This window comes from Kocuria sp. ZOR0020, from assembly GCF_000800955.1.
GTDB lineage: Bacteria > Actinomycetota > Actinomycetes > Actinomycetales > Micrococcaceae > Kocuria > Kocuria subflava.
This window is the reverse complement of the sequence record NZ_JROX01000158.1, coordinates 1-6,639: the sequence shown is the minus strand read 5'-3', so window position 1 is coordinate 6,639 and position 6,639 is coordinate 1. Positions and strand designations below refer to the sequence as shown.

The window sequence follows — 6,639 nt, the reverse complement described above, 5'->3', positions numbered from 1 at the left end:
CCTCCTTGCCCTGCTTCGCTTGACGGCCTACGGAGGGCGACCGTCGTCGTCATTGCACCAAGCCGCACGTATCCTGGGGCGAACACTTCTGGAAGCAACGCAAGGGGAACCATGACCGAGCACGTCAAGCACGGGACCAATGAGGGTGCGCTGTGGGGTGGTCGGTTCGCCGGCGGCCCTGATCAGGCGCTCGCGGCACTGTCCAGGTCAACGCAGTTCGACTGGCGCCTGGCCCCGTATGACATCGCCGGTTCGCGCGCGCACGCTCGGGTTCTTCACCGGGCGGGTTTGCTCGACGACGCCGAACTGACCGGCATGATCGATGCCCTGGACCGTCTGGAAGTGGATGTTCGTTCAGGTGCTTACGTCCCGGCGGAATCGGATGAGGACGTCCACGGGTGCTTGGAGCGCGGACTGATCGAGCGCGCCGGAGCGGAGCTGGGCGGCAAGCTGCGTGCAGGGCGCTCACGTAATGACCAGATCGCCACCCTGGGGCGGATGTACCTGCGTGATCACGCCGCCATCATCGCCAAGGATCTTCTGGACGTGGTTCGTGCCCTGATTGCTCAGGCGGAGGCTCACCCGTATGCCCCCATGCCGGGCCGTACGCACCTGCAGCACGCCCAGCCGATCCTGCTGTCCCACCACCTGCTGGCCCACGCGTGGGCCATGGTGCGCGACGTCGAACGATTTGTGGACTGGGATGCCCGCGCAGCCGTGTCGCCGTACGGTTCCGGAGCGTTGGCAGGCTCCACCCTGGGTCTGGATCCCAATGCGGTGGCCGATGAGTTGGGCTTTGACTCTGCCGTGTTCAACTCGATTGACGGCACTGCCTCCCGGGACGTGTATGCCGAGTTCGCCTGGGTGTGCGCCATGCTCTCCGTGGACGTCTCCCGGATCTCTGAGGAGATCACCACGTGGGCCACCAAGGAATTCTCCTTTGCCACGTTGCATGACTCCTTCTCCACGGGCTCCTCGATCATGCCGCAGAAGAAGAACCCAGATGTGGCAGAGCTTGCTCGCGGCAAGGCCGGGCGTTTGATCGGGGACCTGACCGGCTTGCTGGCCACGTTGAAGGCGTTGCCCTTGGCGTACAACCGTGACCTGCAAGAGGACAAAGAACCGGTCTTTGACGCCATTGACCAGCTGGAAGTTCTGCTCCCGGCGGTCTCCGGCATGGTGGCCACCTTGACGTTCAACACCGAGCGCATGGCCGAACTGGCACCTCAGGGCTTTGCCCTGGCCACGGACATTGCCGAGTGGTTGGTCCGCCAGGGCGTGCCGTTCCGGGACGCTCACGAGATTTCTGGCGATGCCGTGCGCGTGTGCGAGTCCCGGGACATTGAACTGTGGGACCTGACCGATTCGGACTTTGCCGCCATCGATTCCAGGCTCGCCCCGGAGGTTCGCAGCGTGCTGACCCTGGAGGGTTCCTTGAACAGCCGCTCCTCCCAGGGTGGCACGGGCCCGGATGCGGTGTCCCAGCAGCTCAGCGCTTTGAAGGAACGCCTGGAGGCCTTGGCCGCGTTCGAAAACCGTCAGCCGATCGTCTCGGCCTGAACGCCTGAACCATCTGAAAGGCCGAGCAGCCCGGATGCCTGAAGGACGTGCGGAACTGGATCCTGCGGTGCTGGAGCTCTTGAGCGCCCCGGCACCGCAGGTTGCCCCGCGCTTGTTGGGTGCGGTGCTCTCCACCACCGGTGCTGAGGGGCGCGTGGCCCTGCGGATCACTGAGGTGGAGGCCTACGGTGGACCCGCGGACTCCGACCTGCCGGATCCTGGTGCCCACACCTACCGCGGGCAGACTGCGCGCAATTCCTCCATGTTCGCAGCCCCCGGACACATCTACGTCTACTTCACCTACGGCATGCACCACGCTGTGAATCTGGTCTGCCGCCCGGTGGGCTCTGCCGGCGGTTGCCTGATCCGCGCCGGTGAGGTCATCCACGGGCAGGAGCTGGCGCGGCGTCGTCGTGCGGCTCGCCGCTCCACGGCCGTTGCGGATGTGGCCTTGGCGCGCGGACCGGGCAATGTTGCCCAAGCTCTCGGGCTGACCTTGGATCACGACGCCGCCCCGCTGACCGCCGATCCCCAGGAACCGGGGGTTCACTTGGAACTGGGGGACGCTGTGGAGGCGGTCACGGTCACGGCACGGACGGGGGTGTCCGGGCCTGGTGGTGACGGTGAGAGCTTCCCCTGGCGATTCGCGGTGACGGGTGACCCCACGGTCTCCCCGTACCGGGCTGCCGCCCCGCGTAAAGGGCGTTGATCTCAGGCCCGCGGCGCGGCACGGGCGGTGGGCAGCCGCTACGATGTCGCCTGTGAATCACCAGCAGACCGCGCAGCCGTCCGAATCCGTTGAGCAGATGATTGATCGTCTGTGCGCCAAGATCCCCGATTACCCCGAACCCGGGGTGCTCTTCCGGGATCTCACCCCACTGTTTGCAGACGGACCCGGGTTCAAACGCACCGTGGAGGCCTTGGCGGATGCCTTTGACGGCCAGTTCGACTGTGTGGCTGGTGTGGAGGCCCGCGGGTTCATCCTTGCTGGGGCCATCGCCAATGTGGCCGGTTGCGGTGTGCTGCCCGTCCGCAAGGAGGGCAAGCTTCCACGGGAGACTTTCAAGCAGAGCTATCAGCTGGAGTACGGCTCTGCCACCTTGGAGGTCCACACGGATGACCTGCCCCGCGGCTCTCGAGTCCTGGTGGTGGATGACCTCCTGGCAACCGGTGGAACGCTGGAGGCCACGGGTCACCTGCTGCACCGCGCCGGGCTTCACATTGCAGGATTCGGTCTGGTCATGGAACTGACGGACCTGCGTGGGCGCGCCAAGTTGGGTGGTCACCGCGTGCGGGCCCTTTACCGCGTGTGAGGTTCTCTTCACCGGAAGCCACCTGCCCCGAAAGGCCGCCCGGCACTACCATGGTGGGTCGGTATTCAGCGGAGGAGAGCAATCGCATGACCGAGGCCACCACTCAGACGCCCCAAATGGTTCAGCGTCAGTTGGACGTGGAGCGTGAGTACGTTCGGATTCTCTATGCCCGCCTGGATGCGCTGCGTCAGGAGAAGGCGGAGGAACTGGCCCGGGTGCGCCGCACGGACACGGGCAGCAACCACCAGAGCCGCTCCGAACGTGATGCCTTTGCCACGCATTACGAGGACCGTTTGGCTCAGCTGAATTCCGTGGACAACCGTTTGGTCTTCGGTCGCTTGGACGCCACGGACGACGACGGCGCCCACACCCGGTACATCGGCCGAATCGGGCTGGCCACGGAAGACCATCAGCGGTTGATGGTGGACTGGCGTGCGCGTGAAGCTGCCGCGTTCTACCAGGCCACGGCTCGTCATCCCATGGGAGTGCGTAGGCGGCGGCATCTGATCCTGGACGGCCGGGACGTGACTGCCATTGAGGACGACGTCCTGGATCCTCAGATGTTGGGGGAGGACGGTGTGCTCCAGGGCGAAGGTGCCCTGTTGGCTGCCCTGAACTCCAAGAGGACGGGGCGGATGACGGACATTGTCTCCACCATCCAGGCCGAACAGGACCGCATCATCCGCGCACCGCTGCCCGGTGTGCACGTGGTGCAGGGTGGCCCGGGTACGGGAAAGACCGCTGTGGCCCTGCACCGTGCCGCGTATTTGCTCTACGAACACCGTGAACGGCTGAGGAAGTCGGGTGTGCTGATTGTTGGGCCGTCGTCGTCGTTTCTGTGGTACATCGACCGCGTGCTGCCTTCCTTGGGGGAGACCGGCGTGGTGATGTCCTCGCTGGCCGACCTGTATCCCGGGGTGCACGGTGTGCCGGAGTGCAACCGGGAGGTTGCCCGGATCAAGGCCGGTCTGGACATGGCAGACGTGATCCGACAGGCCGTGCGGGACCGCCAAAAGGTTCCGGCCACGGACCAGAAGTTGCGTGCGGACTCCTATGAGGTGGTGCTGCCGCGCAAACTGGTGCGCCGTGCCCGGGACAAGGCGCGGGCCACGGGCAAGCCGCACAACCAGGCGCGGGCCACGTTTGTGAAGATCGTGCTGCGGGAACTGGCGGATCGGCTCGGCCAGGATTTGAACAAGCGTTCCGGAAATGCCATTGACCGTTCCTACCTGGTGGAGGACCTGCGTCAGGCACCGGAGGTGCGCAAGGCGCTGAACTTGTGCTGGTTGCCGGTTTCCCCGGAGACGCTGGTGCGGCAGGTCTTTGCCAAGCGGCACTATCTGGATTCGGCCTTCCGCACCTACACCTCAGCCCAGCGCGACCTCCTGGCCCGTGCAGCGGATGCCCCACTGACGGTCTCGGACGTGCCGCTGTTGGACGAGGCCGCTGAACTGCTGGGTGATTTGGAAGAAGCCGGTGTGCGCTTCCGAACTTCTGAGGCTGAGCGGGCCAAGGCCACGGAGAACGCCGAGAAAGCGCTCTACAACATGCACCAGTCCTTGGAGGACGTTGGCGTGGACGGGGTGGTCACTGCTGCGGACCTGACCGCGTTCAATGAGGAATCCGAGTACCGCATGACGGCAGCCGAGGCAGCGCACGCGGACCGAACCTGGGCTTACGGGCACGTGGTGGTGGACGAGGCCCAGGAACTGACTCCCATGCAGTGGCGGGTGCTCATGCGCCGCTGCCCCATGAAGTCATTCACCGTGGTCGGGGACATCGCCCAGGGCGGTGCAGCATCGGCAGCCACCTCCTGGGACGCGGCCCTTGAACCGTTTGTGGGGGACCGCTTTGCCCTGGACGAGCTCACCGTCAATTACCGCACGCCCGCTGCGATTGCGGATGCCGCAGTGGCTGTGGCCCGTGCCGCGCGTCTGAAGATCTCCACACCCAAGGCTGTCCGCGAAGGCCAGGCGCCGCTGCTCACCCAGTTGCCCACCAACACCGACGACGCCGCCCTGGCCGCCGAGGTTGCGGATCAGACCCAAGCTGAAGTTGAGGCTGTGGCCGGTGGTCTGGTTGCCGTGATTGCCCCCGAGCACCGTGTGGCGCACCTGGGCGAGGTCCTGAGCGGACGTCTTCCGGGGAAGGTTGGTGCCGGGATGCGCCGCGTGGAGAACAGCGTGGTGGTGCTCTCCACCTGGGAGGCCAAGGGCCTCGAGTTCGACTCCGTGGTGCTGGTGGAACCTTCGGAAATTGTGGAGGAGTATGACGGTGTGGGTTCCCTCTACGTGGCCATGACCCGTCCCACCCAGCGGTTGAGGATCATAGGTGCCGGCGCCATGCCAGCCGGGCTGACGGCGTCGTGACCGGTGGTGACGGGCTGGTAAATTTGCGCGGGTGACGGAAAGCATTGACTTCGATCAGCAGCACAACGATCCCTCCTTCCCCAACGTCTGGCAGGAACTCAAGTGGCGCGGCCTGGTGCACGTGTCCACGGATGAAGCCGCGCTGGAAGAAGTCCTGGCAGGCGATCCGATCACCTATTACTGCGGATTCGATCCCACTGCCGCCTCCCTCCACCTGGGCCACCTGGTCCAGCTGTTGACCCTGCGGCGTCTGCAGTTGGCCGGCCACAAACCGTTGGGTCTTGTGGGTGGCTCCACGGGCCTGATCGGCGATCCTCGGCAGAGCACCGAACGTGTTCTGAACTCCCGGGAGATCGTGGCCGAATGGGTGGAGAAGCTGCGCGTGCAGATCGAACGCTTCCTGTCCTTCGACGGCTCCAACGCCGCCCGGATGGTCAACAACCTGGACTGGACCTCCAAGCTCTCTGCCATTGACCTGCTGCGTGAGGTGGGCAAGAACTTCCGCGTGGGAACCATGATCAAGAAGGAGATCGTGGCCAAGCGCCTGAACTCTGATGAGGGCATCTCCTACGCCGAGTTCAGCTACCAGGTCTTGCAGGGCAATGACTTCCTGAACCTCTACCGGGACTACAACTGCGTTCTGCAGACCGGCGGATCTGACCAGTGGGGCAACCTGACTGCTGGCACGGAACTGATCCGCAAGACCGAGGGCGTCAACGTCCATGCGATCGGCACACCGCTGATCACCAACTCGGACGGCACCAAGTTCGGCAAGTCCGAAGGCAACGCCATCTGGCTCAACCCGGAGATGACCACTCCGTACGCGTTCTACCAGTTCTGGCTCAACACGGCAGATGCCGATGTGATTGATCGGCTCAAGGTATTCACCTTCCGCACGCGTGATGAGATTGCTGAACTCGAGCGCAAGGTGGCAGAGGAACCCTTCCGACGTGAAGCACAGAAGGTGCTGGCCACGGACGTGAACACCTTGGTGCATGGTGAGTCCGCGACTCGGCAGGCGATTGCCGCATCTGAGGCCGTGTTCGGCAAGGGTGACTTTGCCCAGCTCGATGAGGCAACCCTGGCCGACCTTGCCAAGGAACTGCCGTCGGCGCAGGTGTCACCCGAACAGTTGGCCTTGGTGGACGTGCTGGTTGAGACTCCGTTGGCCGGGTCCAAGTCGGAGGCGCGGCGCATGCTGGCCGAGGGTGCCGTGTCCGTGAACAACACCAAGGTCACAGGGGCTGATGCCCAGCTGTCCCCGGAGGAACTCCTTCTGGGGAAGTACGCCTTGATCAAGCGCGGCAAGAAGAACATGGCAATCGTGACCGTGACGGGATGACCGTCACCTGAGTGGCCCATGGGACGGGGCGCCTCTCACGGGAACAGTGGCCCGG

At 64.7% G+C, this 6,639-nt stretch carries 5 protein-coding genes; all 5 read left to right on the top strand.

The window, feature by feature from the left end; genetic code table 11:
• Positions 1–111 precede the first annotated feature (111 nt).
• The 5 genes from argH (at position 112) to tyrS (ending at position 6,584) form a co-directional block, all read left to right on the top strand.
• Positions 112–1,560, top strand: a complete 1,449-nt coding sequence (gene argH / locus L979_RS09675) for an argininosuccinate lyase (RefSeq protein ID WP_047692007.1) — start codon at positions 112–114, stop codon at positions 1,558–1,560.
• Between the two features lie 34 nt (positions 1,561–1,594).
• Positions 1,595–2,269, top strand: a complete 675-nt coding sequence (locus L979_RS09670; RefSeq protein ID WP_052209748.1) for a DNA-3-methyladenine glycosylase — start codon at positions 1,595–1,597, stop codon at positions 2,267–2,269.
• 97 nt (positions 2,270–2,366) lie between these two features.
• The gene (locus L979_RS09665; RefSeq protein ID WP_047692008.1) at positions 2,367–2,873 is read left to right on the top strand and encodes an adenine phosphoribosyltransferase; all 507 of its coding nucleotides are present in this window, start codon (positions 2,367–2,369) and stop codon (positions 2,871–2,873) included.
• An 86-nt stretch (positions 2,874–2,959) separates the two neighbouring features.
• The gene (locus L979_RS09660; RefSeq protein ID WP_156125531.1) at positions 2,960–5,242 is read left to right on the top strand and encodes an AAA family ATPase; all 2,283 of its coding nucleotides are present in this window, start codon (positions 2,960–2,962) and stop codon (positions 5,240–5,242) included.
• A 31-nt stretch (positions 5,243–5,273) separates the two neighbouring features.
• Positions 5,274–6,584: a tyrosine--tRNA ligase gene (gene tyrS, locus L979_RS09655; protein ID WP_047692005.1), complete on the top strand. Its 1,311-nt coding sequence runs from the start codon at positions 5,274–5,276 to the stop codon at positions 6,582–6,584.
• Positions 6,585–6,639: the final 55 nt, after the last annotated feature.